Genomic DNA, 23,347 nt, shown 5'->3' with positions numbered 1-23,347 from the left:
GGGGCCTTTGGTGTGCGACGGGCTGGTGGGACAGACCGTTTCACGGTTGTTGTACGCCAACGTCTGTTCCGTACCTCTCTTCCGTCCTTACCCTTGCGTCCAGGACCACCGCTCTGGGGGGAGGCGTGGTGCACGGACAACTGCATGGCCGGGGTGCCCTGTTCGAGGCGCAGCCGCCGGGGCTGCTGCCCCGGCTGATCGGGCTGCGGCCGGACGAACACCTCACCGTCAAGTCCGAACACCCGGGCGTCCAGCCGGTGTTGGTGCTGACGGGCCGGCGCGGACTCGGCAAGACGGCCGTACTGGACGAGGTCGAGGCGTCGTACACCGAGCGCACCCGCAAGGGAGAGCCGCGCAAGCGCACCCCGCTCGCCCGCGTCGACTGCGAGGACACCCAGTTCGCGGCGCCCCCGCACGAGGAGAGCACCGAGTCCTGGTCCCCGCTCTGGCAGGCCCTGCTGGTCATCGCCGAGCAGCTCACCGAACCGGTGCGCGCGGCGGGCCAGTTGACGTTCCCGAGGCTCACGGCGGGGCTGGTCGCGGTGCGGGCCGGCGAGTGGAGCGGCGGCTCCGACTCCGAGCGCATCCGGCGCGAACTGACCCGTATCCTCCTGCTCAACGAGCACCGCTCCCGCTTCTCGCTGGCCGGTCGGTGGGCCGCGCGGGTCGCCGCGAAGGTGATCGCCGCCGCGACCGGGCAGGGGCCGTACCTCGCCGCCGCCGTCGAGGCGACGCTGGAGGCGCTGTCGGAGGGGGTGACCTCGCGCAAGGAGCAGCGCCCATCGACCTGGTACCGGGCGTACCCGAACGCGGGCGGCAACGCCAAGCGGGGGCTGCTGCTCCTGTCCGGGAACTTCAGAGCGGGCGGGACCTCGCGCGAACACGCCGAACGGTGGCTCGTGCGGGCCCTGTTGGCGGATCTCGCGGAGGGGTGCAGCGGGATCGGGTCGCATCTGACGCGGATCGGGCGGCCGGTGGTGCTGCTCGACAACGCGGGTGGGGCCGCGGGGCCCGGGCTGCTGGACGCGGTGCTGCGGGACCGTGCGGAGGGGATCGCCGATCCGGCGGTGTTCGTCGCGACCGTGCGCGGGAGGGGGGTGCCCGCGGGGGCGGTACGGCGTGAACTGGCCGAAGTGGCACGGGTGTCGGGGGCGGCGGGGGTGGCGGGAGCGGGGTCGGTCGGGGCGCCGTCGGCCGGGACGCCCGGCGCGGGGACGCCCGGCGGGGCGCTCGGTGTCGGGGCACTCGCGGCGGGGGCACTCGCGGTGCCTCTGCCTCCGCTCTCCCCCGACGACACCCTCCACATCGTCGGCGCCGTCTGCGACGACTTCCCCTACCCGCCCCAACTCCCCCACGCCGTCCACCGCTTGACCGGCGGAAACCCCCTCGGCATCGTCCTCACGGCGACCGCGGCCCGCAGGCACCCGGACCACGCGGGCTCGTTGGCGAGCCTCCTCACCGAGCCCGTCCACCCGGACGACGAGGACCCCCTCCCCGCGTACGGCGAACTCCTGCGCCGCCTCGTCCCCGCCGACCGCCTCGACGAGCTGACCGTCCTCGCCGCCGCCCACGACCACGACTCCGCCGTGGCGCTCGCCACCGCCCAACTCCCGGACGACTTCGGCTCGTCCGGCGTACGGACCCTGCGCGCGCGGCTCCTCGCGGAGGGCGTCGCGCAGGAGCCGGGGCACTTCGTCGGCGACCGGTTCGTCCGTACGCTGCTGCTGCTCCGGCTGCATCAGCTCACCAAGTGGCGTGACGTGCATGAGGTGTTGATCCGGCACTACGCCACCGACCACGCCGTCTACCGGCTCCACCACGAGCTCGCCCTCGGCGACACGGACGGCGCGGTCGCCGAACTCCGGGACAGCTTCGCCGTGTTGCCGGTCCGCGCCTGGCTGGACACCCTGCGGTTCGTGGCCTCGGCGCCCCGCTTCAGGCCCGAGGACCAGCGGGTGGCGATCGCGCTGGGCCGCCGGGACACGGTCGGGCAACTGCCCCCGGAGAACGCCGGGTTGCACCTGCGGGTGCGGCGGCTGCTGCACGCGGTGTGGCAGGTGAGCGATCCGCTCGTGCTGCCCGACCCGCGCGTCTGCGACCGGCTCAGGTTCGAACTGGAACAGCTCTCCGACCTGCGCCCCGCCGGAGGCGCGCTGCTCTTCGCGACGTCCCGGGCCTGGCCCGCGGACGCGCTGGCCGGGCGGCCGTTGAGCCTCCCGGACGAGGACGAGGACGACGACGAGGGGGACGTCTGATGCTGCGGTGGCTGCGCGAGGTCTGGCAGATCCGGCTCTACCGGTACACCGCGATCCTGGTCTCGGCCGTGCTGGTGGCCGGGATCGTGATCGGTACGCGGGTGCTGCTGTCGGAGGACCGCTCCTGCGCGCCGGGGATCTCCCGGCCGGCCGGCAGCTCCGAGTGCGTCGGGGTGACGGCGTCGGCGTACGACTTCGGCAAGCCCCAACTCCGGGACGCCGTACGGGCGATCGCGGCCGAGAACGAGCGCCTCAAGAAGGGTTCGTACGTCACCGTCGCGCTGATGCTGCCGTTCTCCGCGAGCGCGCCGTCCACGCTGCGGGACGTCCAACATGAGTTGCAGGGCGCCTACTTGGCGCAGTGGCAGGCCAACCACGCGGCCAACGGGCAGACTCCGGCGATCCGGCTCGTGCTCGCCAACCCCGGTGCCACCAGCGAGCATTGGGCGCCGATGGTGGACCGGCTCGATGCGATGACCCGGTCCGAGGACCGGCTGCGCGCCGTCACCGGGGTCGGTACCAGCACCGACGCGAACAAGGACGCCGTCGCCGAGCTGACCCGGCGCGGCATCCCCGTCGTCGGCGCGTCCATCACCGCCGACGACCTCGCCAACGGGCAGGGCGGGCGCGACCCCTTCCCCGGGCTCGCGCGGGTCTCGCCGACCAACACGGACGAGGCCCGCGCGCTGGCCTCCTTCGCGAAGGTCGGGGCCGGGCAGGCGATCCTCGTCCACGACAAGCCGGGGGACCCCTACACCCGGACCCTCCAGAAGTCGTTCGCCGCGCTCATCAAGGGCTCGCCCTACGGACCCCACCCGTTCACTCCGCCCGCCGATCGCAGCCAGGAGGGAAACACCGCGAACACCTTCCGGCAGATCACCTACATCCTCTGCGGCACGCCCCGCAGCGTCGACACGATCCTCTTCGCCGGGCGGCACATCCAACTGAGGCAGTTCATCAACGAGTTGGGGGAACGGGGGTGCCAGGACCGCAGGTTCACGGTCCTCACCGGGGACGAGGGCTCCTACCTGGAGGGCGACCAGGGGCTCAACCCCACGGCCCTGTCCCGCAACCTCTCCGTCCGGTACTCCGCCCTCGCCCACCCCGACGCGTGGGCCTCGGCTCCCCCGTCCGGTACGGGCGGTTCGGCCGCCGACACGAAGACCCTCACGGACCTCGTCACCCGCGCCGAGCGCGCCCCCGTCGGCCCCATCGGCGAAGTCTCCCTGGACGACGGCCAGTTGATCATCGGCTACGACGCGATGACCCTGGCGGTGAAGGGCGTCCGCGAAGCGACTCCGGACGGCGGAACGCTCCCGCCCCTGGCGGACGTCGGCATCCAATGGCCGCAGGTGACAGGCGTGCACCGGGTGAACGGCGCCAGCGGCTGGATCTGCCTCGACACACACGGGAACCCGTACGACAAGGCCGTACCGATCGTGGAACTGACGGCCGGGGGCGGCAACAGGTTCGTCCGGATCGCCTGGCCGGAGGGGAGACCACCGGCCAGGGAGTGCCTGCCGCCGTCGTGAGCGTCAGGGACGTTGACCGGCTTTGTCGACGACCGCGCGGCGCAGGACGGCCGTGTTGCTCGTGACGGTTCCCTTCTTCACGTCGGAGTGGTCGGAGGCGGCGACGCTGCGTTCACCCAGGAACGCGTGGGTCCTGAGATCGAAGATCCACTCGTCCCGGGTGGGGTTGTCGGGGTCCTTGCGGGAGACGCCGACCCCGGGGCGGCCCACCGCGTCGACGGCGTCCCCCGTGAGAGTTACGCCGGGGATACGGGCGACGGCCCTGAAGAGCGCGGCGCCCTGTTCCGGGGGCATGATGGAGTTGACCAGCAGGTCGCCGGCCAGCACGAACATCGCCTGGTAGGTCTCCTGTTCGCTGTACTTCGGCGCGGTCTCGTAGAGGTAGTCCCACATCCGGTCGGCGGTGACGGGGAGGGTCTTGAGGTGGTTGTAGAAGGCGGACGCCTCCCAGCCGGGGCCGCCCGGCCTCACGTCCGGCGGGAGATCCATCGGCTTCTCCCCCGCCTCGCGCTTCAGCCCGGTGTGCAGGCCGTCCACCGACGTCCAGATCTCCTGCCGGTGGAGCGGAGGGACGGTGATCTTGCCGTCCCTGGCACTGAAGTACGACACCCTGCTCTCGACGTACACGAACTGGTCGTCGCGCACCTCCCCGTACGGCGTGCCCGACTCGGCGGCCATCGCCATGTCCTCCAGCAGGGCAACGACCTGCTTGCTGGGCGGCGAGGGCGTGGCGTCCCCGGAACCGGAACCGGAACCGGCACCGGCACCGGCACCGGCACCGAGGCCGGAAGACGGCAGGACGGTGAACGCGATGGCCGCGGCGGTCGCCACGACCACGGCGGCGAAGGCGGGCCGCCGCCACTTCACGCCGGCCCGCGCCGGCTCCGTACGGATCTCGGTCATCAGATGCTCCTTGAGGAGTAGGTGACGGCCCGGTGGAAGGTCACGTTCGGGAAGCTGTGTCATCGGTTTCCCTCCTTCAGGGGGCCGACCGCAGGTGCGCGGTCACCTTTCATCTGTCGTTCGGTGTGCGGGAGTTCCATATATTTCGCGAGTTTTTTCCGGGCCCTCGAGAGGCGGGAGCGGACCGTGCCGACGGGTACGCCGAGCGCCTGCGCCGCCGTCGCGTAGTCGAGGCCGGACCAGACGCACAGGGCCAGCACCTCCCGCTCGGGGCGCCGCAGCCGCCGTAACGCCTCCTGGACGAGGGCGAGTTGGGCGGCGTCGTCGAGGCGGCCCGCGATCTCGTCGGCGAAGTCCGCCACGGGTTCGCCCCTCGGGAGACGGGACATCGCGGCGGCATGGCGCCGTACGGTCCTACGGGTATTACGCGCCACGTTCGTCGCGATCCCCAGCAGCCACGGCCGTACAGGACCCCCCTCCCCATCGAGTGACTCCCGCAGCCGCCACGCCTCCAGGAAAGTCAGCGAGACGATGTCCTCGGCGCTCGACCAGTCGCCGGTCAGGCGGTACGCATGGTTGTAGACGGAGCGCGCGCAGGCGTCGAAGAGTTCACCGAAGGCGTCATGCTCCCCGGCGCGGATGCGTCTTCGCAGATTCGTGTCCACGCCCTTCAACTGTCGTACGACAAAGGCCGGTTCCCGTGATCTGAGTCACAGGAACCGGCCCCTCGCAGCCGTCGGTCACACCCCCGCGTACGAGTGCTTCCCGGTCACGAAGATGTTGACGCCGTAGTAGTTGAACAGCCAGCAACCGAAGGCGAGCAGCGCGAGGTACGCGGCCTTGCGGCCCTTCCAGCCGGCGGTGGCGCGGGCGTGCAGGTAGCAGGCGTAGCCGACCCAGGTGATGAAGGACCAGGTCTCCTTGGGGTCCCAGCCCCAGTAGCGGCCCCACGCGTCGCCCGCCCAGATCGCGCCGGCGATGATCGTGAACGTCCACAGCGGGAAGACCGCCGCGTTCACGCGGTACGCGAACTTGTCGAGGGACGAGGACGCGGGGAGCCGGTCGAGCACCGAGTTCGCGAACTTGCCGGGCGTTCCGCCGGTCGCGAGCTTGTTCTCGTAGGAGTCCTTGAAGAGGTACAGGATCGTGGCGACCGCGCCGACGTAGAAGACCGCGCCGCAGAGGATGGCCGTCGAGACGTGGATGTACAGCCAGTACGAGTGCAGCGCGGGGACGAGCTGGTCGCTGGCCGTGTAGAGCACGGTGACCGCGAGTCCCAGGTCCAGCAGGACCGTGGTGATGAGGAACAGGCCGAGCCAGCGGACGTTCTTCCGCAGCGCCAGCAGCGTGAGGTACACGCCGACCGCGACCGTCGAGAACGTGATGTTGAACTCGTACATGTTGCCCCACGGCGCCCGCTCCACCGACGCCGCGCGCGTGATCACGCCGGTCAGCTCGACGAGGAAGGCGAGGATCGTGAGGGAGATCGCGATCCGGCCGTAGAGGTCACCCTGCTCGTCCCCGCCGTGCGCCCCGGGCCCGTCCGGCACGTCGCGCGCGCCGGAGGCGGAGCGGACGACGACCTCCGGCCGCTCCAGTACGGCGGTCCCGCCGGCCTTCTTGACCGTGACGGCCGGTGCCTTCTGCGCGGCGGCGGTGGCGGCCGGGGTCAGCGCGGCGGCCGTACGGCCGACCTTGCTGCGGCTGCCGAAGAGCCACTCGGCGATGTACGCGAAGAACGCGAGGGTGTAGACGGCCATCGAGGAGTAGATCAGCGTGTTGCTGATGTTGGCGAGGTGTTCGTTGGTCGCGGCGGCGAGTTCCGTCGATGCGGCGGCGAGAGTCACTTCTCAGACCCTTCGGGAGGGACAGCTTGGGGGGTAGGGGATACGTCGGGGGTAGTACCTGAGGGGGAGGCCGTACCTGAGTCGGTGGGGGTAGTACCGGTAGCACCTGGGGGGGAGTCGGCCTCAGGGTCGGAGGGAGACTCTTCCGCCTCCGCCACCCCCGGCGACCGCGCGTACACCCCGTCCGCCAGCGCCCCCAGCTCCTCCGGCACCTTCGCCGACTCGCTCCGGCCGAGCCCCGCCATCTCGACGACCGTCACCCCGTCGGGCCCGGCGACCGCGCGCACCCACACCCGGCGCCGCTGCACGAACAGCGACGCGGCGAGGCCGAAGATCGCGGCGAGCGCCCCGGCCAGCGCCCAGCCGCCCCCCGGGTCCTGGACGACCTGGAAGTTCGCCCACTCCTTGGTGCCCTCGTAGGTGATGGTCCCGGCGCCGTTCGGCAGCGTCATCGTCTTGCCCGGCGTCAGGTTCTCCCGCAGCTGCGCGCCCTTCGCGTCCTTGAACTCCTTCATGTGGGACTTGTCGAGCTGGTACACGCTCTGCGGAATCCCGGAGTCGACGCCGAGGTCGCCGTGGTAGCCGACGACGTTCATGATCGGGTTGAGCAGCGCGGGGAAGGCCGACGCCACCTCGTTCCCCTTCATGTACGTCGGCAGGAAGAAGAGCTGGAACCCGAGCTGCTCGGTCTTGCCCTTCGCGTCCTTGTAGCCGTCCATGACCTTGACGACACCGGAGGACGTGACGTTGTTGTCGAGCGGCAGCAGCGGGATCGCGTCGCTGTAGACGACGTCACCCCTGCCGTCGCGGACGGTGACGACGGGGGCGTACCCGTGCGCGGTGAGGTAGACCTTCGCGTCGCCGATCTCCAGCGGGTGGTTGACCTTGACGACGGTCTGCTTGTCCTTGCCGTACGCACCCTCGCTGTACGTGAGGGCTGCCTCGTAGGTACGGGGGGTACCACGGTTGGGCCCGGTCAGCTCGTACGTACCCGTGAACTTCTTGAGTTCGAAGCTGAACGGGACCAGGTCCTCGCCGGTGTCGAAGAGGTTCCCGGACTTGAAGTCGTCGTACTGAGGGAGCACGTTGGAGAAGCCGTCGCCCTCGACGATCAGCTTGTTGCCCTCCGACTTGAAGAGCTGCCCCCACGCGAACGCGACCAGCAGGACGATCAGCGCGATGTGGAAGGCGAGGTTGCCGACCTCCCGGAAGTACCCCTTCTCGGCGGAGACGGCGTCCCCGACGACGTGCGCCCGGAACCGCCGCTTCTTCAGCAGGGCGAGCGCGGTCTCCCGTACCTCTTCGGGACTGCTCGCCGTACGCCACGAGGTGTACGCCGGAAGTCTCGTCAGCCTTTTGGGTGCCCCCGGCGGCCGGGACCGCAGCTGGCCGACGAACTGCCAGGTGCGCGGGACGATGCAGCCGATCAGGGAGACGAACAGCAGGATGTAGATCGCCGAGAACCACACCGAGCCGTAGACGTGGAAGAGGCCGACCCGGTCGTAGATCGGCGCGAGCGTGGTGTGCGCCTTGCGGAAGTCGGCGACCTTCGTCGCGTCGCTGCCGGTCTGCGGGATCAGCGAGCCGGGGATCGCGGCGAGCGCCAGCAGCAGGAGCAGGAGCAGCGCGATCCGCATCGAGGTGAGCTGCCGCCAGAACCAGCGGACCCAGCCGATGACGCCGAGCGCGGGGAGGTTGACGGACTCTTCGGGGGCGGTGGAGAGCTTGGTGCTCGCGGCCTCGCGGGCCTCGCTCGAAGCGGCGTCTTTCGCGGCGGCCTCTGCCTGCGCCTCGCTCGAAGCGGCGTCCACCGCTGCGGCGTCCGTCGAAGCAGCCTCCGCAGAAGCCTCGTCCGTCGGCGTCGGACTGGTCTTGCCCATGGATCAGATCCCTACAACGAAGCCGTTGGACCAGGACTGCATGTCCTGCACCATGCCGTCCCAGACGCCGGTCAGCAGCAGCAGACCGGTCACGATCATCATCGTGCCGCCGATCCGCATCACCCAGACGTAGTGCCGCTTGACCCAGGAGAAGGCCCCCAGCGCCTTGCGGAAGGCGACCGCCGCGAGCACGAACGGTACGCCCAGACCAAGACAGTAGGCGACGGTCAGAATCGCCCCGCGCCCGGCACTGGACTGCTGCGAGGACAGCGCGAGCACGGACGCGAGCGTCGGCCCGATGCACGGCGTCCACCCGATCCCGAACAGCGCGCCCAGCAGCGGCGCCCCGACCAGCCCGCTGATCGGACGCCTGTGGATACGGAACTCCCGCGCCGTCATCCACGGCATGAGACCCATGAAGAACACGCCCATGAGGACCATGAGCACGCCGAGCACCTTCGACAGGACGTCCCTGTTGGCCTGGAGGGTGTCCCCGAAGTACCCGAACAGCGCGCCGCTCGACACGAACACGACCGTGAACCCGAGCACGAACAGCGAGGCACCGGCGACCATCCGCCCCCGGCGCGCGTCGGCGAGATCCGTACCACTGATACCTGTGACGTACGAGAGGTAGCCGGGTACGAGGGGAAGCACGCACGGCGAGAAGAAGGAGACGAGCCCGCCGAGCAACGCGATCGGCAGCGCCAGTATCAGGGCGCCGTTGAGGACGGTCCCGTTCAGCTCACCCACGGCGATCGTGTTCACGCCTTCTCCGCGAGCACCGGGTCGATCATCTCCCGCAGCCGCTCCTCGCTCAGCGGCGACAGCGAACGCGCGGCGACCTTGCCCTCACGGTCGATGACCAGCGTCGACGGGATCGACTGGAGGTTCAGCGTCCCCTTCTTGAAGCGCAGCAGCAGCTTCCCCGTCGGGTCCGACAGGCTCGGGTACGTCACCCCCATCTGCTTCTCGAAGGCGAGCGCGTTGGCGTTGTTCGCGTCCCGGGTGTTGATCCCTACGAACTGGACGCCCTTGCTCTTGAGGCTCTCCGACACCTTCTGGAACCCCGGCGCCTCGGCCCGGCAGGGCGAGCACCAGGACCCCCACACGTTCAGTACGACGACCTTGCCCTTGTACGAGGCGAGGTCGAGCCGGGGTCCGGCCACCGTCTCGCCCGACAGGTCGGGCACCGCGTCCCGCTGCCCCGCCTTGACCCGGGCGATCCCGTCGGTCCCCATCACGAAGTGCGTGTCCCCGCCCCCGCCGGACGTCCCCCCCGACGAACACGCGGACAGCACCAGCCCGCCCACGACGGCACCGGCCGCCGTCAGGACGGCCCGACGCGACGGGAACCTCTTCTCGAAGGCGCTGTTCGAACGCCGGAACACACGGCTGGCGGCACTCATGTGAAAAGTTTCGCATGCCCGTTCTGAGGATCTTGCGCACCCCCCTCACAGCCGAAAACCCGCATTTCAGACGGGGTTCTCGGGGGCAGAGCAGGCCCCTCGAACAGTCCTCCCACAGACTCCGGGAGCCCATCGTGAGAGCGACGAGCTTGACGGGGTCAAGGAAGGCGAGAAGACGGGGCCAGGAGCGTGAAGGGTTCGTGGTGGGAGCGGTTGTGCTCGAATCGTGCCGGTGTTCCGGGATGGTGCTGTGTGGGCTGAGTAGGAGTGCTCATGTGGGTGGGTCTACGCGAGGGTTGAATGGACTGCGGTGGTCGGAGTGGGCTGCGCGAGTCGTACGGGGAGGATGACGGGATGTCGCCGATGAGCGGGGCGGAGTCGAAGCCGGTCGGCGCGGTGGGAGGGGTGGCCTGATGGCTTCCGGTGGTACCCCGTTCGAGGGCATGAGTCATGAGCAGATGCTGGCGTGGCTGAACCAGGCGAACGCCGGGATGGTGCAGACGGCCGCGTCGAAGCTGGAGTCGGCGGCGGAGGAGATCGCGAAGATCGCGGAGGAGTTGGGGGTCCGTCCCGACAAGGTGGAGTGGAAGGGCGAGGGCGCGGACACGTTCCGCTACTGGGCCTCCGACCTCGCCAACGCCACGTGGCGGTTGTCGGAGTTCAGCAAGAACGCGTCCGGCTGGCTGACGCAGGCGTCGGACTCCATCGTCCTGGCCCAGTCGGCCATCCCTCGTGACGCGCCTGCCGCGCAGGCCAACCTGGATGCCGCGTACGCCGCGCACAACGATCCCGACGCGCCTGCGGTCAGGGCCAAGTACGCCCAGAACCTCGCGGAGTTGGCCGCCGACCGGGAGAAGGTGCGGCAGGAGGCCGCTGCGCAGATGACGAAGCTGGCGCAGTCGTATGCGTGGTCGGCTACGCAGATGAACGCGTTGGAGAGGCCGAAGTTTCCGCCGCCGCCGGAGGCCCTCGTACCTGAGGCCGTGGCCACGGTCGACGGCGGAGCGGTGGTCAGGGCTCGCTCTGATGGTTCCGCAGGCGGGAGCTTCACCACCGGGGCTGTTCACACCGACAACAGTCAGTCAGGGGGAACCGGTTCGGCAGGCTCCGCTTCTCTGCGGCATGTCTCCAACTCCCCTGCGGTTCAGTCTCACGTCTCCGCTGAGACCCTGCCTCCGGTACGGACGTCCGTCGACTCTGTCGGTACCTTGCCGCAGCAGACCCCGGTGGACACTCCGCGTGGGTCCACCGAACTTGGCCCGGCGCGAAGCACGACGCCTCAGGCTGGCCCGGTCTCCCCGCTGTTCGGCGGCGGACAGTCCTTTCCGGTCAACAACCCGACCGTGCAGGGTCGAGGGCCCGGCGTGGGCAGGATGCCCATGACCCCGATCACTCAGGAAGCCGGAACCACGACGCCTGTCGGTCGCGTTCCGGGTACCTCCGGTGGTGCGGGCAACGGCATCATCGGAGGTCGCCCGGTCCTTCCCGCCGAGGGAAGGCCGACCGGTGCTATTCCGCGCGGCATGGTCGTGGGCGGAGAGGGCACGCCTGGGCGCAGCTCGATGGGACCGATGGGCCAGACCTCCGGTATGGCAAGCCCGGTCGGCCGAGCGGGGAGCACCACGGGGATGACTCCTGGTGCTCGCTCCATGGCTTCGCCTGGTGGCATTGTCGGAGGCCATCCGGCATCCAACGCCGGTGTCGTGGGCGGCAGTCCTGCTCAGCAGCGACGTGCGGGAACGCGTGTGCCGAGTTCCGGAGTTATCGGTTCGGGTGGAACAGGGCCGCGAAACGCGATCACAGGCGGTACAAGTGCTGCGGCACGCTCCGAAGAAGGCCACGGCTCGGCAGGGGCTGCGTCCCGCTCGTCCCAGGTGACTCCTCCTGCGCACACGCGAAACGCGAGCAGCCGACCGTACGGTGTGACCGAGGACGAGGAGACCTGGCGTCGGAATCAGCGGCCCACCGTGCCACCAGTGGTCGACTGACGCGTCAGAGATAGAGGGAGAGCGGGAACTCATGCGCTTCAGTGGTACCCGCCGCGCTGCTGCGGCGACTGCCTTGGGCTTGTTGCTCGTGGGCGCTGCGGGAACTCCGGCGGTGAGCGCCGGATCGACGCGTTCGGAACAGTGGTTCCTGGACGGGATGCAGGCCGAGAAGATGTGGAAGACCAGCACCGGCGAGGGGATCACGGTCGCGGTCATCGACACGGGCGTTGACCCCACCAACCCCGATCTCGCAGGACGCGTTCTCCCGGGCAAGGACTTCGCCACGAACCAGCCTGGTGACGAGCACACCGACTACGACCCCGTCGGCCATGGCACCGGGATGGCTGGACTGATCGCGGGGACGGGTGCGTACAAGGGCGGAAACGGAGCCTTTGGTCTGGCACCGGGGGCGAAGATCCTGCCTGTCCGTATGCCCAAGAGCGGTACGGCGGCCAACCAGGCCGAGGGGAACAAGATCTTCAACGCGGCCTTGGCGCCGGCGATTCGCTATGCCGCTGACCACGATGCGAAGGTCATCAATATCTCTCTGGCTATCTCGCAGAGTTCAGCCGAGGTGACTGCCGCAGTCGCATACGCCCTCCGGAAGGGCTCGTTGATCTTCGCTGGTGTCGGCAACGGCGGAGCGAAGGGCAACCCGGTGATGTACCCAGCGGCCACGCCCGGCGTGGTCGGCGTAGCGGCGGTGGGCAAGGACCTCAGCAGGACCGATGAGTCCCAGTTCGGTCCGCAGGTGGACATGGCAGCACCGGGCGAACAGATGGTTCACGCCTGCGGCAGCGAGACCGGCCTCTGCGAGACCCACGGCACCAGCGACGCCACCGCCCTGGCCTCCGCCAGCGCCGCCCTGATCTGGTCCGTCCACCCCACCTGGACCAACAACCAGATCCTCCGCGTCATGCTGAACACGATCGGCGCCCCGGTCGACGGCGCCAAGTGGAACAACGCCATCGGCTACGGCATCGTCCGCCCCCGCATCGCCCTCCAGAACCCCGGCGACCCCGGCCCGGCGAACGTCTACCCCCTCCCCGACCTCGCAGCAGCGGAGAAATCGGCCTCGCCCACGCCCACCCCATCGGCGAAGGCGAGCGAACCGGCAAAGGCAGCAGCCGTGGCCAAGGACGACGACGGAACCCCTTGGCTCGGCATCGGCCTCGGCACGGGCGCTCTGGCCGTGACCGCCGCTGCCGTAGCCGTCATTGTCCGAAAGCGCCGCGCTACCACCTCGTCCAGTCCTCAGCAGCCCCAGAACCAGCGGCCTCCGTCCTCCCAACAAGGCTTTGGTCCGCCGCCTCAAGGCTTCGGCCCACCCCCCACCATGCCCGGCAGCATCCCTCCGCACGGTCAAGCCTCCGGTTCCGACTGAGTACGGGCACTTACGCGGCACGGCGCTTGGTACGGATAGAACCACCATCGCAAAGTCGATTACCGTACAAGCCAATCGGTGACGATTAGTGACACAAGGAGTGACTTGCGCATGGTGTGGGACGAGTGGGAGCAGCTCAAAGCAGCAGCGGTGGAACGGCAGCCTGCGCATATGCAGCTGAGCTCTTACCTCTCGGACTCCGGTGGTTCAGGGACAGCCGCCACCGGCGCTCTACGGTCGGACAAGTCCACATGGTCCAAGTCCGGAGCAGATGTGGGTGACCTGCGGGACAACGCGGACAAGGCCCTTGTCGCGCTTACGGAGGCGCAGGTGGGAACGGGTAACGACGCAGGGTGTCTGACATCTACCGCACAGCAGGGCGTGTACGAGTCTTGGGATCGCCGAGTGAAGGACATTAGTGCGTTGTGTGCTGGCCTTTCCGATGTTCTGAGAAAGACAGGAAACGACTTGCTGCGCACGGACCAGGACATCTCGGCTGAGATCACAAAACTGAACCAGGTAGGGGCCTCCGGCGCCGATGGCTCCGGGAAGGGCAGGTAATACAGGGCCATGGACCTCAAGACGCTCAAATCCATCAAGCCGACCGAGTACACAGAGGCCGCAGACGGCTACCGCAAGATAAGCACCATGGCTGACGCGGCCAAAGAAATTATTGACAAACAAATAACGGCGGCCATGCGGAAAGCTAATTCCGGCGAAGCTGTAGACGCAGCCTTGGTGCAGTTGCGAAAGCTTTCGGAAAATTTTCACTACACTCAGGTTGAGTGCGGTCTGATCACTGGAAGTCTCGACGGCTTCTCGTCTGAAATCGATGCTCCTAAGCGACGTTTGACTGACGCACTGGAAGAAGCAGCCGCGCTGGAATACACCGTCAACGAGAATGGCACCATCACGTATCCCGCCGGAGGCAAGAACCAGCTTACCGGTGAGCCGATCCCCGGCGGCACAGTCCTGGGAAATAACGGGTTTATTGATGACGGTAAAGGATTTCAATCACCGGGGCTCGTGCCGAACAATCCGCAATTCAAAAATCCGAACCCTCACTACAGTAAAGCTGTGGACATCGCCGATCGAATTTCTCACTCTTTGAGAGAAGCCCAGGAGATTGACGATCGGTACAGCAAAGCACTAAACAAGCTCAAGGCTGCTCCGGGCTTGAACGTTGACACCAAGACGTGGGCGGACGTTGCGTCCGATGTCAGCGCTGTAGGCTCGGCGGCAAATGAATACCTGAAGGACCGCATTCCATTCAATAAATCACCCGCAGATCGCAAGGAGTGGTGGGATGGCCTCAGCGATGAGGAGCGTGAAGAGTACAAGACGGCTTTTCCGGAAATAATTGGGAATTTGGACGGAGTTCCATCAACGGTTCGAGACGAGGTGAATCGAGAGAATATTCACCTCCTTATTGCCCAGCTGGAGGGTCAACCCGGCGGCGCAGCCAAGGAGAAGCTCGAAGGACTGCAAGGTATCCAGAGTAAGCTAAATGCCGGGAGTCAACCTCCCATGTTTCTTCTGGGAGTCGGCCTGGAAGGAAACGGAAGAGCGATCGTGGCATTCGGCAATCCTGATACTTCAAAGAACGTTTCGGCTTATGTGCCGGGCTTGGGCACAAAGCTCAACTCCGAATTCGCTGACGGTACAGTAAAGCGTGCATTTGAAACAGCGGTAGGCGCCCAGAAGATCGATCCCTCTTCATCTTCGATAGTCTGGCTCGGCTATGACGCCCCACAGTCGATCGACGTGATGACTACGAATGATGCGGAGCGTGGAGCACCTGCCTACAATAGTTTTATGGGTGGAATTTCGGCAACCAATGAGAACTCAGATCCACACATCACCGCAATTGGGCATTCGTATGGTTCTCGATTGGTGGGGGCTTCCACGCAGGAGTCTGGCGGGATTCCGGGAGCTGATGACATCATCCTTGTTGGTAGCCCCGGCGTCGGCGTTGACAAAGCAGAAGACCTGGGTGTGGGTAAGGGGCATGTTTGGGTGGGTGCGGCTGAAAACGACATCGTCACTAAACTGCCCTCGTCAAAGGAAGCTGTGGTAGGAACCATGGGATTCTTTGGGGGAGGGCCGCTTGGCGCTTACCTCGGAGGGGAGATAGCCGACCAGGGCGACGATGATATATGGTTCGGAAAAGATCCTGCGAGTAAGGCTTTCGGTGCCAACAGATTTGAGACTCTGCCCGGACCAGAGCTGATTCAGCCTTCCCTTCCGGACTTGTGGGACTCGAAGTTCGACATTGACGCCCACAGTAATTATTTCTCTCCGGAGGAAGGGAAGGACAAGATATCCGCGCGGAATATTGCTGCAATTGTTGCTGGACACCCGGAATATGTTAGTAGGGAGACGCCGCGATGAAGAAATATGGTGCGGCAGTCGCAGTGCTGGTTCTGCTTCTTTCTGCGTGCGGTGGGGCAGGCACTGCGTCTTCAGGGAAGGAGCCGAAGATGAACTTGCAAGAGGCGGCTGACAGGGCAGACGCCATTTTGGATGAGACATTCTCAGCGATCAAACCTCCTGTGCAATGGACGCATCGGTATTCCATGCCGGGAGGCTGCTACATTGACCGTGAACGTTCAGTCATGACGATTATCTCTGCCGAACGGAGAGGTAGCTTTCTAGGAGTTCTGGAACGTTACTGGAAAAGCAAGGGTTACAAGATCGTAGCCACGAGCCCGAACGGGCTTGCGGCCAACTTCGAAACGACTGATGGATTTCAGCTCGAAGTCCTGATTGGTGCCGCTGGTCAGGCGCACCTGAGCGTTACCACTCCATGTGTAGAGAAGTCCGAGGTTGCCCCACCGACCAGCAAGCCGAACGGTCCCGACTACTCGAAGCAAGAGCTGCCGGCACCGAACGTGCGCTCATCGTTCTGGTCGAGTGATACGCCTCTTTCGAAATGAGCTAGTTTTTTCGAAGCCGTTCGTTACGAGCTCTTGGTGGGCCATCGCTGATAGCCCATTTCTACCAGGAGCTTGAAGCCATCCAAACTCACACTAGGTCGTCGAACTCCCCAGCCTTGGCCCCCGCCAGAAATGCCGCGAGCTTGGTGCGCGTCGTGCTGACGATCACGCCGGGCTCGTCGCTCTCCCGGACCAGAATCTGTCCGTCGACCACGGCCAGCTCCAGGCAGTTGCCCGCCTGTTCGGAGTACGACGACTTACGCCACTGAATCTCCAACGTCCTCACGCTCTCATAGATCGTTCTTTATCTTGCGGATGAAGTCCCGCGACGGCCCCGGCTTCAGGGAACGCTGCTCCAACCTGTCAAGCACCGTACGGTAGTTGGCGAGGTGGGTCTCAGAGTCCAGAAAGGCAACGCCGTATGGGACATCGATCTGCACGGTGTCAAGTTGCCGTACGGGACCGCTCGCGTACAGCGTGGAACTGCCCGCGCTGGGAAAACCGCCAGCCGCGAACGGCACCACCCGCAGGGTCACCGATTCCCGCTCGGACTGATTCAACAGCTCCTCCAACTGCCGTTGGAGAACCAAGCGTTCACCGAAGAGCATCCGCAGCGCCGCTTCGTGGAGGAGGAACGAGCAGGCAGGCGGCTCCGGCCGGTCGAGGAGAGAACGGCGTTGCATCCGGAACTCGACGTGGAGGTCGAGTGCATCGGGAGTCAGCGGCGGGACGGCCTCTTCGAAGACTGCCCTTGCATAGTCCTCGCACTGCAACAGCCCCGGAAGATGGGTGATCTGCACGTGCCTCAGGCCGACGGCGTGATGCTCCATCTCGACCAGGTCGAGCATGAACGAGGCCATGGAGTCCCGGTACTTGTCCCACCAGTGGGAACTGCTTCGCTCCCTGGCCATGTCCGCCAGTGCATCCACGTAACCCTGATCGGGGCACGAGTAGTTGGTGGCCCACACCCGCACCCGATCAGAACTCACCCCGAACCTGGCCGACTCCGTGTTGCTGATCGCGGTCTTGTCCACCCGATGCAGCGTGGCTGCATCGGTGAGGGAGAGCCCGACGTGCTCACGCATCCGGCGCAGCTCGGCGCCGAGGCGGCGTTGACGGGCGGTGGGGGGCTTTCGCACGGGCAAGGTGTCTCTCCTCGCGGACCCATTGACGTTGACGCGCAACCCGGTTGGGTCGGCGTATCCCTACGACTGTAGAGCTCACACCAGGTTGTCGAACTTCCCGCCCGCAACGTCGCGAGCCCGGTGCACGTCGCGCTTCTTGCCGCGCAGGGTCGCCCTTGCGGTCGCCGCGCTCCACCTGGGTGCGGCTACTCAAGTGTGGGTGAGTAGTTCACCGGCTGTTGCTGTCGGGTACTCGACGCCGTCCCCGAGGCGAGCCCCCTCCTACAGGCATATGCCAAACCAACCAACTTGCGCATCAACCTTGATGCGTCATAAAGATTCCCGCTACCTTGGTGTCACGCGGTAATCAACCGACTACCACGCAACGCCAAGCGCCCCGGCGGTGTCTGCGGCACCCCGGGGCATGGCCAACGCCTCACAGGAGCGTCAACATGCATCACCGTACCGGGCGCCCGCCCGGCCCCGCGCGAGCCCTCGTCCAGGCCGCCGCCCTCCTCCTCACTTGCTTCGCGCACCTCCTCGTCCCCACCCTGCCCGCGCCCCTCCCCCGCCCCGCCCTCCGCATCGCCGGCGCCGAGATCCCCGTACCCCGCCACCTCCTCAACCGCCGCCGCACCACCCACCGGCCCCCCACCCCTCTCGCGGCCCGCGTCCGCCCCTACCTCCTCGCCCACGAGCAACGGATGCGCCGCCGCGCGCTGGTCCTCGCGCTCGACGGGATCGACGTCGGCCCCGAGGTGATCCACGGTCACCGCGTCGGGACCCGGGTCAAGGTGGCCGCCTGATGGGCGGGACGCAGATCCGCCGGGTGCCCAGCAAGCCCGTACGGCGGGACGGGGACGGGAACATCGCCGTCGACCTGTGGGTGAGCCGTACGCGGGTGTACGACACCGACGTCGTCCTCACGCTCTCCCCCGCCGAGGCGGAGGTGCTGCACGCGCAGCTCTGCCAGGTGCTCGACGACGGGACGGCCGTACTCGTCGTACCCGAGTCGAGCCGGGCCGAGTGCCGGAAGAACACGTCGGCCCTGCGCCGGTACTGAGAGGTGGATGTGATGACGACCTGTCGCGTTTCCCTCACCGTGCCGGAAGACCTGCGGACCGCCGCGCTGGCCTTCCCCCACGGCTGTGCCTACGAAGAACCCGTCGCCGACCTCGTCACCTGCGAACTCGACAAGCACCCGCACGGCGACCACGCGGCCCTCCTGCGCGAGTTGCACCCGCAGGACGGCGGCGCGGTCTGGGCCACCTGGTCCGCCGCCGGTGGCGCCGAGGCCCGGCACATGGCCCACTGCCACTCCAGAAGCCCCGCGCAGCAGGACGCGTGCTGGCTGGCCGAGGGGCATCGGGGCGGGCATACGTGGGAGCGGTACGAGTAACGGACAGACAGGCCCCTTGGAGGTGCCTCCACTTTCGGGCGGAGGCACCCGGTACGCCCGAGAAACCCCCGCTCAGGGCCAAACCAAGCAATAAGGCTGATGCCCCGCCTCATGCAACCGATGACTGAAGTCCTGCCACTCATGCAGCAGTTGATACACATTGAACGCATCCCGAGGCCCCCCACGATCAGGAACCGTCGACCAGATGAAGGCCGCCGCCCCGACCGCCTCCTCGCCTATGTCCCGGAGGGGATCGACGACCGTCATCGGCAGCTTGACGACCGCGTAGTCGGGGTGGAGGACGACGAGTTCGAGGGGCGGGACTTTATGGAGGGGGACGCCCTCGATGCCCGTGAGGACCATCGCCGCCATCGTCTCCGGCTTGATCTTCGTGAACATGCCGTTCATGCCCAGCTCGTCGCCGCCGAGTTCCTCGGGCCGCATCGAGATGGGGACGCGGGCCGCCGTAGCGCCGTCGGGGGCACCGAAGTACTTGTACGTCACGCCCACCCGACCACCGTTCCCGCTCCCCGCCGTGAGGCGGTCGGTCCGGGGTCGGATCAGCCGACCGATCTCCTCGGACTCGCTCTGTGCCTGAAATGTCTGCTGCGCTTCGTCTGTTTCCTCCGCGTCGCGCCGGTGCCTTCCCCGCCGGGCACGACGAGGACCCAGGTCATCGGTCCCCTCGCCCAGTCCGCCACCGCGATGCATATCTCCACCCGACTGCTTTTCTAGGACGCGCGGTACCGCCCGCGCAACCCGATCATCGTGTCAGTGACCTCCCCCACGGCCGCCCGCCGAAACGTGCGGTGAAACATCCTGTCCGCGGGATCGTCCCGGTCCCCGTTCAGTACGGCCCGTGTGAGCTGTATGTATCAGATCCCAGTTTCTCAGATCCCGAACACTGCCCGGAGATACGGCGACGGGGGCCCCGCCGACACCTGCCCCGGCCCACGCGGAACACCCGGACGACACCCCCGGGGCACCAAGATCCCCACCTCACAACCCCCGCCACCCGCCCCGAGTTCCCGAACCCCCTGGCCTACCCTGAGAAGGTTCCACCCCGCCCCACCCCGCCCCCAGCAAGCCGGAGAAGCCCCAGGCCATGACCGAACCCCCCTACCCCTACACCGCCCCCGCCTCCCAGGCCCTCTTCGACCGCGCCTCCACCGTCACCCCGGGCGGCGTGAACTCCCCGGTCCGCGCCTTCAAGGCCGTCGGCGGCACCCCCCGCTTCATGGTCTCCGGCACCGGCCCCTACCTCACGGACGCCGACGGCCGCGAGTACGTGGACCTGGTCTGCTCCTGGGGTCCGATGATCCTGGGCCACTCCCACCCGGAGGTCATCGCCGCCGTACAGGAAGCCGTCGCGAGGGGCACCTCCTTCGGCACCCCCGGCGAGGGAGAGGTCGCGCTCGCGGAGGAGATGACGGCCCGCATCGCCCCCCTGGAACAGGTCCGCCTGGTCTCCAGCGGCACCGAGGCGACGATGTCCGCGATCCGCCTGGCCCGAGGCTTCACCCGCCGCGCGAAGGTCGTGAAGTTCGCCGGCTGCTACCACGGCCACGTGGACGCGCTGCTCGCGGCGGCGGGCTCCGGCGTAGCCACGTTCGCCCTCCCGGACACCCCGGGCGTCACGGGCGCGCAGGCCGGCGACACGATCGTCCTCCCCTACAACGACCTCGACGCCGTACGCGAGGCGTTCCGCCTGCACCCGGGCGAGATCGCGTGCGTGATCACGGAGGCGTCGCCGGGCAACATGGGCGTCGTACCGCCGCTGCCGGGCTTCAACCAGGGCCTGAAGGACCTGTGTACGGAGAACGGCGCGCTGTACATCTCGGACGAGGTGATGACGGGGTTCCGTACGAGCCGGGCGGGCTGGTTCGGCGTCGACGGCGTCGTACCGGACCTGATGACCTTCGGCAAGGTGATGGGCGGCGGCTTCCCGGCGGCGGCGTTCGGGGGCAGGGAGGACGTCATGGCGTACCTGGCCCCCGCCGGCCCGGTGTACCAGGCGGGCACCCTCTCCGGTAACCCGGTCGCGACGGCCGCCGGTCTCGCCCAGCTGCGGCTGCTCGACGACGCGGCGTACGACAAGCTCGGCGCCGTATCGGAGCAGATCCAGGCGCTCGTCTCGCAGGCGCTGACCAAGGAGGGCGTCGCGCACACCGTGCAGAGCGCCTCCACCATGTTCTCGGTGTTCTTCACCGACCGTCCGGTGCGCGACTACGAGGACGCGAAGGCGCAGGAGTCGTACCGGTTCACCGCGTTCTTCCACTCCCTCCTGGCGAACGGCGTCTACCTGCCGCCGTCGTCGTTCGAGTCGTGGTTCGTGTCGACGGCGCACGACGAGCGCGCCGTACAGAAGATCGCCGACGCCCTCCCGGCGGCGGCCAGAGCAGCCGCGGAGGCCACGGCAGCATGAGCACAGCCAAGGAACTCACCGTCGTCCACCTGATGCGGCACGGCGAGGTGCACAACCCGGACGGCATCCTGTACGGCCGCCTGCCCGGGTACCACCTCTCCGAGCTGGGACGGCAGATGGCCGACCGGGTCGCCGAGCACCTCGCGAACCGGGACGTCACGTACGTCGTCGCGTCCCCGCTGGAGCGCGCGCAGGAGACGGCGACCCCGATCGCGAAGGCGCACGGCCTGGACCTCGCGTCCGACGCGCGGCTGATCGAGGCGGGGAACTTCTTCCAGGGCAAGACGTTCGGCGTCGGCGACGGCGCGCTCAGGAAACCGGGCAACTGGCCGCATCTCGTCAATCCGTTCAAGCCGTCCTGGGGAGAGCCGTACGTCGACCAGGTGGTCCGGATGAAGGGCGCGCTGGACGCGGCGCGCGACCAGGCGCGCGGGCACGAAGCCGTGCTGGTCAGCCACCAGCTGCCGATCTGGATCGTGCGCTCGTACGTCGAGCGCCGCCGCCTGTGGCACGACCCGCGCAAGCGGCAGTGCACGCTGGCCTCGCTGACGACCTTCACGTACCAGGGGGACCGCATCGTCTCCGTCGGGTACTCCGAGCCCGCGATCGACCTGGTGCCCGCGCATCTGCGTGCGGGTGCGAAGCCGGTGAAGGGTAAGGACAAGGCGTTCGGCGCGTAAGGATCTTGCTGTAACGGCTGTTCGCTCTTGTGGCGGCGGCTGAAAAAGGTTGCTCCTGTTACCAAACCCGGAACTTCTCCGGGAACCTCGTCGTTCGATACGTCCTCTGAATGAGTGACCCACCAGAGACAATGCGACGAACGGGACAGCTCCATGCGCAATCTCACCCGACGGGGAGCCCTCGGACTCGGTGCGGGCGCCGCCGCGGCAGCGGGACTGACCGGCTGCGGCACCTCCTCCGGATCCGACTCCGGGGACGGCGGCCCCTCCGCGAGCGGCTCCCCCAAGGGCAGCGCCAGTCCCAGCGCGCAGGCAAAGCCGATCGGGGACGGCTCGACGTCGTTCACCGGCAAGCAGCCGCACCAGCCGGCCAAGCCCGTGCCGCTGGAGGCGGGCGAGGAGCCGCCGCAGTTCGTGGTCTTCTCCTGGGACGGCGCGGGCGAGGTCGGCAACGGCCTCTTCCCCCGCTTCCTGGACCTCGCCAGGGAGCACGGCGCGTCCATGACGTTCTTCCTCTCCGGGCTCTACCTGCTGCCGGAGGGCAAGAAGCGGCTGTACGAGCCGCCGAACAACCGGCGCGGCGCCTCCGACATCGGCTACCTCTCGGACGACCACGTCAAGGCGACCCTCACGAACGTCCGCCGCGCCTGGCTGGAGGGGCACGAGATAGGCACCCACTTCAACGGGCACTTCTGCGGTGAGGCGCACGGCTCGGTGAAGTGGTGGACGGCCAAGCAGTGGCGCAGCGAGATCGACCAGGCGAAGGCGTTCGTCAAGGAGTGGCGGACGAACACGGGGTGGACCGACCTTCCGTCGCTGCCGTTCGACTACGACAAGGAGCTGGTCGGCGCGCGTACGCCGTGCCTCCTCGGCCAGGACAACCTCCTGCCGACCGCCCGTGAGCTGGGCTGGCGCTACGACGCGTCCTCGCCGGGTGGCCGCCAGGTCTGGCCGAAGAAACGACACGGCGTCTGGGACTTCCCGCTCCAGGCGATACCTTTCCCCGGCCGCAAGTTCGAGGTCCTGTCCATGGACTACAACATGATGGCCAACCAGTCCCTCAACTCCACGAAGGCCCCGGCCCACAACTACCCGGGCTGGCGCAAGCAGTCCGCCGGCGCCTACATCCAGGGCTTCGAGCGCGCGTACACCACCAACCGCGCCCCCTTCTTCATCGGCAACCACTTCGAACACTGGAACGGCGGCATCTACATGGACTCCGTCGAGGAGGCCTTCAAGCACATCGCCGCGGAGAAGGAGAAGGGCGCCGACGTACGGCTGGTCTCCTTCCGCCAGTTCACCGACTGGATAGACGTCCAGAAGCCGGAGATCCTGGAGAAGCTGCGCACCCTGGACGTCGGCCAGGCCCCGGCGGGCGGCTGGAAGACGTTCATGACGGAGAGCAAGGGGACCACGGCGGGGACATCCGCCGGGGGTACGGGTACCAGTACCCAGACCATGGGGTCGACGGCGGCTTTCTAGGCGGGTGGCTCGGAGGTATTACACGGGTACGACGGGCTGCGTACGGTACGGGGGGTGCGCGGGGTACGTGGCGCTGGGCGGGGTACGTCGGGATGCGCGCGGGGTA

21 protein-coding genes are annotated in these 23,347 nt (G+C 67.6%); 12 read left to right on the top strand and 9 right to left on the bottom strand.

Annotated elements, in window-relative coordinates:
* Positions 1–125: 125 nt before the first annotated feature.
* Both ACQCO7_RS24945 and ACQCO7_RS24940 read left to right on the top strand, forming a co-directional pair.
* Positions 126–2,255, top strand: coding sequence for a hypothetical protein (locus ACQCO7_RS24945; protein WP_464073918.1), 2,130 nt, complete (start codon positions 126–128; stop codon positions 2,253–2,255).
* Positions 2,255–3,787: a type 1 periplasmic-binding domain-containing protein gene (locus ACQCO7_RS24940; protein ID WP_464073917.1), complete on the top strand. Its 1,533-nt coding sequence runs from the start codon at positions 2,255–2,257 to the stop codon at positions 3,785–3,787. Before ACQCO7_RS24945 ends, ACQCO7_RS24940 begins: the two co-directional genes overlap by 1 nt.
* A 3-nt stretch (positions 3,788–3,790) precedes the next feature.
* Here the strand turns inward: ACQCO7_RS24940 and ACQCO7_RS24935 are convergent, their stop codons facing one another.
* The 6 genes from ACQCO7_RS24935 to ACQCO7_RS24910 form a co-directional block, all read right to left on the bottom strand.
* Complete coding sequence (locus tag ACQCO7_RS24935) at positions 3,791–4,753, bottom strand: CU044_5270 family protein (protein ID WP_464073916.1); 963 nt, start codon at positions 4,751–4,753, stop codon at positions 3,791–3,793.
* Positions 4,750–5,355 carry an RNA polymerase sigma factor gene (locus ACQCO7_RS24930; RefSeq protein WP_464073915.1) on the bottom strand — a complete coding sequence of 202 codons (606 nt, stop codon included), beginning with the start codon at positions 5,353–5,355 and terminating at the stop codon, positions 4,750–4,752. Before ACQCO7_RS24930 ends, ACQCO7_RS24935 begins: the two co-directional genes overlap by 4 nt.
* A 75-nt stretch (positions 5,356–5,430) precedes the next feature.
* Positions 5,431–6,537 (bottom strand): c-type cytochrome biogenesis protein CcsB, encoded by a 1,107-nt coding sequence (gene ccsB, locus ACQCO7_RS24925; protein WP_464073914.1) that lies wholly within the window; start codon positions 6,535–6,537, stop codon positions 5,431–5,433.
* Positions 6,534–8,417 carry a cytochrome c biogenesis protein ResB gene (resB, locus tag ACQCO7_RS24920; RefSeq protein ID WP_464073913.1) on the bottom strand — a complete coding sequence of 628 codons (1,884 nt, stop codon included), beginning with the start codon at positions 8,415–8,417 and terminating at the stop codon, positions 6,534–6,536. The genes ccsB and resB overlap by 4 nt, the downstream gene beginning before the upstream one ends.
* Positions 8,418–8,420: 3 nt before the next feature.
* The gene (locus tag ACQCO7_RS24915; protein ID WP_464073912.1) at positions 8,421–9,182 is read right to left on the bottom strand and encodes a cytochrome c biogenesis CcdA family protein; all 762 of its coding nucleotides are present in this window, start codon (positions 9,180–9,182) and stop codon (positions 8,421–8,423) included.
* Complete coding sequence (locus ACQCO7_RS24910; protein ID WP_464073911.1) at positions 9,179–9,823, bottom strand: TlpA family protein disulfide reductase; 645 nt, start codon at positions 9,821–9,823, stop codon at positions 9,179–9,181. The genes ACQCO7_RS24915 and ACQCO7_RS24910 overlap by 4 nt, the downstream gene beginning before the upstream one ends.
* 413 nt (positions 9,824–10,236) lie before the next feature.
* Here ACQCO7_RS24910 and ACQCO7_RS24905 point away from each other — a divergent pair, with 413 nt between their 5' ends.
* From ACQCO7_RS24905 to ACQCO7_RS24890, 4 genes are all read left to right on the top strand, one after another.
* On the top strand, positions 10,237–11,811 hold the full coding sequence (locus ACQCO7_RS24905) for a translation initiation factor IF-2 (protein WP_464073910.1): 1,575 nt from the start codon (positions 10,237–10,239) through the stop codon (positions 11,809–11,811).
* Between the two features lie 31 nt (positions 11,812–11,842).
* Positions 11,843–13,195, top strand: coding sequence for a type VII secretion-associated serine protease mycosin (gene mycP / locus ACQCO7_RS24900; protein ID WP_464073909.1), 1,353 nt, complete (start codon positions 11,843–11,845; stop codon positions 13,193–13,195).
* Positions 13,196–13,765: 570 nt separating this feature from the next.
* Positions 13,766–15,586: an alpha/beta hydrolase gene (locus ACQCO7_RS24895; RefSeq protein WP_464073908.1), complete on the top strand. Its 1,821-nt coding sequence runs from the start codon at positions 13,766–13,768 to the stop codon at positions 15,584–15,586.
* Entirely contained in the window at positions 15,583–16,131 is a 549-nt protein-coding gene (locus tag ACQCO7_RS24890) for a hypothetical protein (protein WP_464073907.1), read from the top strand. The genes ACQCO7_RS24895 and ACQCO7_RS24890 overlap by 4 nt, the downstream gene beginning before the upstream one ends.
* A gap of 88 nt (positions 16,132–16,219) precedes the next feature.
* On the opposite strand, the gene ACQCO7_RS24885 is transcribed toward ACQCO7_RS24890, so the two are convergent.
* Together ACQCO7_RS24885 and ACQCO7_RS24880 are read right to left on the bottom strand one after the other, a co-directional pair.
* Positions 16,220–16,417, bottom strand: coding sequence for a DUF397 domain-containing protein (locus ACQCO7_RS24885; RefSeq protein ID WP_464073906.1), 198 nt, complete (start codon positions 16,415–16,417; stop codon positions 16,220–16,222).
* Positions 16,418–16,421: 4 nt separating this feature from the next.
* Entirely contained in the window at positions 16,422–17,276 is an 855-nt protein-coding gene (locus ACQCO7_RS24880; RefSeq protein WP_464073905.1) for a helix-turn-helix domain-containing protein, read from the bottom strand.
* Between the two features lie 431 nt (positions 17,277–17,707).
* On the opposite strand from ACQCO7_RS24880, the gene ACQCO7_RS24875 reads away from it, so the two are divergent.
* Genes ACQCO7_RS24875 through ACQCO7_RS24865 form a run of 3 tightly spaced genes read left to right on the top strand, consistent with a single transcriptional unit; the run spans position 17,708 to position 18,654 of the window.
* Entirely contained in the window at positions 17,708–18,061 is a 354-nt protein-coding gene (locus ACQCO7_RS24875) for a hypothetical protein (RefSeq protein ID WP_464073904.1), read from the top strand.
* The gene (locus ACQCO7_RS24870; RefSeq protein WP_464073903.1) at positions 18,061–18,318 is read left to right on the top strand and encodes a hypothetical protein; all 258 of its coding nucleotides are present in this window, start codon (positions 18,061–18,063) and stop codon (positions 18,316–18,318) included. The genes ACQCO7_RS24875 and ACQCO7_RS24870 overlap by 1 nt, the downstream gene beginning before the upstream one ends.
* A 12-nt stretch (positions 18,319–18,330) precedes the next feature.
* Positions 18,331–18,654, top strand: coding sequence for a hypothetical protein (locus ACQCO7_RS24865; RefSeq protein ID WP_464073902.1), 324 nt, complete (start codon positions 18,331–18,333; stop codon positions 18,652–18,654).
* A 72-nt stretch (positions 18,655–18,726) separates the two neighbouring features.
* On the opposite strand, the gene ACQCO7_RS24860 is transcribed toward ACQCO7_RS24865, so the two are convergent.
* Positions 18,727–19,365, bottom strand: coding sequence for a hypothetical protein (locus ACQCO7_RS24860; RefSeq protein ID WP_193555087.1), 639 nt, complete (start codon positions 19,363–19,365; stop codon positions 18,727–18,729).
* Positions 19,366–19,759: 394 nt separating this feature from the next.
* Here ACQCO7_RS24860 and hemL point away from each other — a divergent pair, with 394 nt between their 5' ends.
* The 3 genes from hemL (at position 19,760) to ACQCO7_RS24845 (ending at position 23,241) form a co-directional block, all read left to right on the top strand.
* Positions 19,760–21,079 carry a glutamate-1-semialdehyde 2,1-aminomutase gene (gene hemL, locus ACQCO7_RS24855; protein WP_464073901.1) on the top strand — a complete coding sequence of 440 codons (1,320 nt, stop codon included), beginning with the start codon at positions 19,760–19,762 and terminating at the stop codon, positions 21,077–21,079.
* A complete protein-coding gene (locus ACQCO7_RS24850) occupies positions 21,076–21,759 on the top strand; it encodes a histidine phosphatase family protein (RefSeq protein WP_464073900.1) in 684 nt (227 codons plus the stop codon). Before hemL ends, ACQCO7_RS24850 begins: the two co-directional genes overlap by 4 nt.
* A gap of 153 nt (positions 21,760–21,912) precedes the next feature.
* Positions 21,913–23,241 carry a polysaccharide deacetylase family protein gene (locus ACQCO7_RS24845; protein WP_464073899.1) on the top strand — a complete coding sequence of 443 codons (1,329 nt, stop codon included), beginning with the start codon at positions 21,913–21,915 and terminating at the stop codon, positions 23,239–23,241.
* Positions 23,242–23,347: the final 106 nt, after the last annotated feature.

It is taken from the genome of Streptomyces saintjeani, from assembly GCF_055409605.1.
The sequence above is the reverse complement of the archived record's forward strand: the minus strand, read 5'-3'. Positions and strand labels throughout refer to the sequence as shown.

Excerpts from the sequence above, each read along its gene's own strand:
- ACQCO7_RS24940 (WP_464073917.1), top strand. The coding sequence starts at position 2,255 with ATGCTGCGGTGGCTGCGCGAGGTCTGGCAGATCCGGCTCTACCGGTAC.
- ACQCO7_RS24935 (WP_464073916.1), bottom strand. The coding sequence starts at position 4,753 with ATGACACAGCTTCCCGAACGTGACCTTCCACCGGGCCGTCACCTACTC.
- resB (WP_464073913.1), bottom strand. The coding sequence starts at position 8,417 with ATGGGCAAGACCAGTCCGACGCCGACGGACGAGGCTTCTGCGGAGGCT.
- ACQCO7_RS24910 (WP_464073911.1), bottom strand. The coding sequence starts at position 9,823 with ATGAGTGCCGCCAGCCGTGTGTTCCGGCGTTCGAACAGCGCCTTCGAG.
- ACQCO7_RS24905 (WP_464073910.1), top strand. The coding sequence starts at position 10,237 with ATGGCTTCCGGTGGTACCCCGTTCGAGGGCATGAGTCATGAGCAGATG.
- mycP (WP_464073909.1), top strand. The coding sequence starts at position 11,843 with ATGCGCTTCAGTGGTACCCGCCGCGCTGCTGCGGCGACTGCCTTGGGC.
- ACQCO7_RS24895 (WP_464073908.1), top strand. The coding sequence starts at position 13,766 with ATGGACCTCAAGACGCTCAAATCCATCAAGCCGACCGAGTACACAGAG.
- ACQCO7_RS24890 (WP_464073907.1), top strand. The coding sequence starts at position 15,583 with ATGAAGAAATATGGTGCGGCAGTCGCAGTGCTGGTTCTGCTTCTTTCT.
- ACQCO7_RS24875 (WP_464073904.1), top strand. The coding sequence starts at position 17,708 with ATGCATCACCGTACCGGGCGCCCGCCCGGCCCCGCGCGAGCCCTCGTC.
- ACQCO7_RS24870 (WP_464073903.1), top strand. The coding sequence starts at position 18,061 with ATGGGCGGGACGCAGATCCGCCGGGTGCCCAGCAAGCCCGTACGGCGG.
- ACQCO7_RS24865 (WP_464073902.1), top strand. The coding sequence starts at position 18,331 with ATGACGACCTGTCGCGTTTCCCTCACCGTGCCGGAAGACCTGCGGACC.
- ACQCO7_RS24860 (WP_193555087.1), bottom strand. The coding sequence starts at position 19,365 with ATGCATCGCGGTGGCGGACTGGGCGAGGGGACCGATGACCTGGGTCCT.
- hemL (WP_464073901.1), top strand. The coding sequence starts at position 19,760 with ATGACCGAACCCCCCTACCCCTACACCGCCCCCGCCTCCCAGGCCCTC.
- ACQCO7_RS24850 (WP_464073900.1), top strand. The coding sequence starts at position 21,076 with ATGAGCACAGCCAAGGAACTCACCGTCGTCCACCTGATGCGGCACGGC.
- ACQCO7_RS24845 (WP_464073899.1), top strand. The coding sequence starts at position 21,913 with ATGCGCAATCTCACCCGACGGGGAGCCCTCGGACTCGGTGCGGGCGCC.